Origin of the sequence: Streptomyces sp. NPDC005899, from assembly GCF_040629645.1 — a bacterium.
Lineage (GTDB): Bacteria > Actinomycetota > Actinomycetes > Streptomycetales > Streptomycetaceae > Streptomyces.
Genome location: NZ_JBEXWB010000549.1, coordinates 1 through 2,831 on the forward strand (window position 1 = coordinate 1; position 2,831 = coordinate 2,831).

General features: G+C 73.5%; 3 protein-coding genes and 1 pseudogene. 1 reads left to right on the plus strand and 3 read right to left on the minus strand.

What is annotated here, in order from left to right:
- The 3 genes and pseudogenes from ABZ371_RS31245 to hisI form a co-directional block, all read right to left on the minus strand.
- Positions 1–212: pseudogene (locus ABZ371_RS31245) on the minus strand (TIGR02234 family membrane protein); the annotation flags it as partial.
- Positions 212–1,720 (minus strand): anthranilate synthase component I, encoded by a 1,509-nt coding sequence (locus ABZ371_RS31250; RefSeq protein ID WP_358686017.1) that lies wholly within the window; start codon positions 1,718–1,720, stop codon positions 212–214. The pseudogene ABZ371_RS31245 and the gene ABZ371_RS31250, both read right to left, overlap by 1 nt.
- A gap of 11 nt (positions 1,721–1,731) precedes the next feature.
- The gene (hisI, locus tag ABZ371_RS31255) at positions 1,732–2,112 is read right to left on the minus strand and encodes a phosphoribosyl-AMP cyclohydrolase (protein WP_358686019.1); all 381 of its coding nucleotides are present in this window, start codon (positions 2,110–2,112) and stop codon (positions 1,732–1,734) included.
- A gap of 84 nt (positions 2,113–2,196) precedes the next feature.
- On the opposite strand from hisI, the gene ABZ371_RS31260 reads away from it, so the two are divergent.
- Complete coding sequence (locus tag ABZ371_RS31260) at positions 2,197–2,829, plus strand: TIGR03085 family metal-binding protein (protein WP_358686021.1); 633 nt, start codon at positions 2,197–2,199, stop codon at positions 2,827–2,829.
- Positions 2,830–2,831: the final 2 nt, after the last annotated feature.

Genomic DNA, 2,831 nt, shown 5'->3' on the forward strand with positions numbered 1-2,831 from the left:
TCCTGGCCGTCGGCGCTCAGCGGCAGGGCGCCGCCGCCGACGGACGCCCGGCCCTCGGCCCAGGTCCGCCCGGAGGCGAGGAGGACGACGGTCGCGCCGGCCGCCCCGAGGAGCAGGCCGGCGGCCAGGCTGCGGCGGCTTCCGGCACCGTCGGAGGCGGAAACGGCTCGGGCACGGGGCTGGGGTACGGGAACGGCACTCACGTACTCCACTATCCCTCACGCCCCCGGACCGATCGGAGGCGGTTCGCCGTGTGCACGGCGCGCAGGACCGCGGCGGCCTTGTTGCGGCACTCGGTGTCCTCGGCGACCGGGTCGGAGTCGGCGACGACGCCCGCTCCCGCCTGGACGTACGCCGTCCCGTCGCGGAGCAGGGCCGTCCGGATGGCGATGGCCGTGTCGGAGTCCCCGGCGAAGTCGAGGTAGCCGACGCAGCCGCCGTACAGGCCCCGCCGGGTGGGCTCGAGCTCCTCGATGATCTGCAGCGCGCGCGGCTTGGGCGCGCCGGACAGGGTGCCCGCCGGGAAGCAGGCGGTCAGGACGTCGAAGGCGCTCCGGCCCTCGGCGACGCGCCCGGTGACGGTGGACACGATGTGCATCACGTGGGAGTACCGCTCGACCGACATGAAGTCGACGACCTCGACGCTGCCGGGTTCGCAGACCCGCCCGAGGTCGTTGCGGCCGAGGTCGACGAGCATGAGGTGCTCGGCGCGCTCCTTGGGGTCGGCGAGGAGCTCGTCGGCGAGTGCCTGGTCCTCCCGCGGGGTGGCTCCGCGGTGCCTGGTCCCGGCGATGGGGTGGACCATGGCCCGGCCGTCCTCGACCTTGACGAGCGCCTCCGGACTGGAGCCGACGACGTCGAAGCCGTCGAAGCGGAAGAGGTACATGTACGGCGAGGGGTTGGTGGCGCGCAGGACACGGTAGACGTCCAGGGCGCTCGCCGTGCACGGCGTCTCGAAGCGCTGGGAGGGGACGACCTGGAACGCCTCGCCGGCCCTGATCCGCTCCTTGATGTCGTCGACGGCGTCCTGGTAGGCGGCGCCGCCCCACAGGGCGGTGTAGGGCGGGAGCTCGGAGGGCGGCAGGACGGCCGGGGCGTTCTCCACGGACCGGGAGAGGTCCCGCTCCATGGCGTCGAGCCGGGCCACCGCGTCCTCGTACGCCTCGTCGACGCCGGTGTCCAGGTCGTTGTGGTTGATGGCGTTGGCGATCAGCAGGACGGTGCCGTTGCCGTGGTCGAGCACCGCGAGGTCCGAGGTGAGCAGCATCGTCAGTTCGGGCAGCCCCAGGTCGTCGCCGCCGTGCTCGGTGATCCTCTCCAGCCGGCGCACGACGTCGTAACCGAGATAGCCCACCATGCCGCCGGTGAAGGGCGGCAGGCCCTCGTCGCCGACCAGGTCGCGCGGGGTGTGCAGCGTCTCCACGGTGGCCCGCAGGGCATGCAGCGGGTCGCCGCCGAGGGGGACGCCGACGGGCGGGGTGCCGAGCCAGCGCGCCTGCCCGTCGGTGGCGGTGAGCGTGGCGGCGCTGCGCACTCCGACGAAGGAGTACCGGGACCACGTGCGGCCGTTCTCCGCGGACTCGAGGAGGAACGTGCCGGTGCGTTCCGCCGCGAGCTTGCGGTAGAGCCCCACCGGGGTGTCGCCGTCGGCGAGCAGCCGGCGGCTGACGGGGATGACACGCCGGTCGACGGCGAGCTTGCGGAAGGTCTCGAGATCCATGGCGGGTGACCCTATCGGGACGGGGCGAGGGGGAGGACGTCCGCGTCGAAGCAGGTGCGGTCGCCCGTGTGGCAGGCGGCACCCGTCTGGTCGACCTTGACCAGGACCGTGTCGGCGTCGCAGTCCAGGGCGACCGACGTGACCCGCTGGACGTGGCCGGAGGTGTCGCCCTTGACCCAGTACTCCTGGCGGCTGCGGGACCAGTAGGTGCAGCGGCCGGTGGTGAGGGTGCGGTGCAGCGCCTCGTCGTCCATCCAGCCGAGCATCAGCACCTCTCCCGTGTCGTACTGCTGCGCGATGGCGGGGACCAGTCCGTCGGGGCCGCGCTTGAGGCGGGCGGCGATGGCCGGGTCGAGATTGCTGGCGGGGGCGGAGCCGGGCGTGCTGGTCATGCGCCCATTGTGCAGGGCCGGGCGGGTCCGGCCGGGCACTCGTCCACTGGGCGGACCACGGGCGGCGGCCGTACGCTGGCGGGCATGTCGACCCATGCGAAGCGTGAACGTCTCCTGCTCGCCGACCTGTTGGAAGCGGCGGGCCCCGAGTCTCCGACCCTGTGCAACGGCTGGACGACACGTGATCTGGCCGCCCATGTCGTCGTGCGCGAGCGCCGGGCGGACGCGGCCGGCGGACTCGTGCTGAGCGCCCTGAAGAACAGGCTGGAGCGGGTGCAGGCCGAGTTCGCCGCGAAGCCGTACGAGGAACTCGTCCAGCTCATCCGCACGGGCCCGCCGCGGATGTCCCCCTTCGCCCTGAAGCAGATCGACGAGGCGGCCAACACCGTGGAGTTCTACATCCACGCGGAGGACGTGCGCCGCGCCCAGCCCGACTGGTCGCGGCGCGACCTGGACCCCGTCTTCGCCGACGTGCTGTGGTCGCGCACCGAGCGGACGGCCCGGATGATGGGCCGCCGGGCGCCGGTGGGGCTGGTGCTGCGCCGGCCGGACGGCCAGACGGTGGTGGCCCACAAGGGCACCCCGGTGGTCACGGTCACCGGGGAGCCGGGTGAGCTCCTGCTGTTCGCCGCGGGACGGCAGGACGCCGCCCGCGTCGACCTGGACGGCGACAAGGACGCGCTGGCCCGGCTGCGTACGGCCGAGCTCGGTCTGTGACG

What these genes read in the sequence shown, in the direction of transcription:
- ABZ371_RS31250 (WP_358686017.1), bottom strand. Translation starts at nt 1,720, where the DNA reads ATGGATCTCGAGACCTTCCGCAAGCTCGCCGTCGACCGGCGTGTCATC.
- hisI (WP_358686019.1), bottom strand. Translation starts at nt 2,112, where the DNA reads ATGACCAGCACGCCCGGCTCCGCCCCCGCCAGCAATCTCGACCCGGCC.
- ABZ371_RS31260 (WP_358686021.1), top strand. Translation starts at nt 2,197, where the DNA reads ATGTCGACCCATGCGAAGCGTGAACGTCTCCTGCTCGCCGACCTGTTG.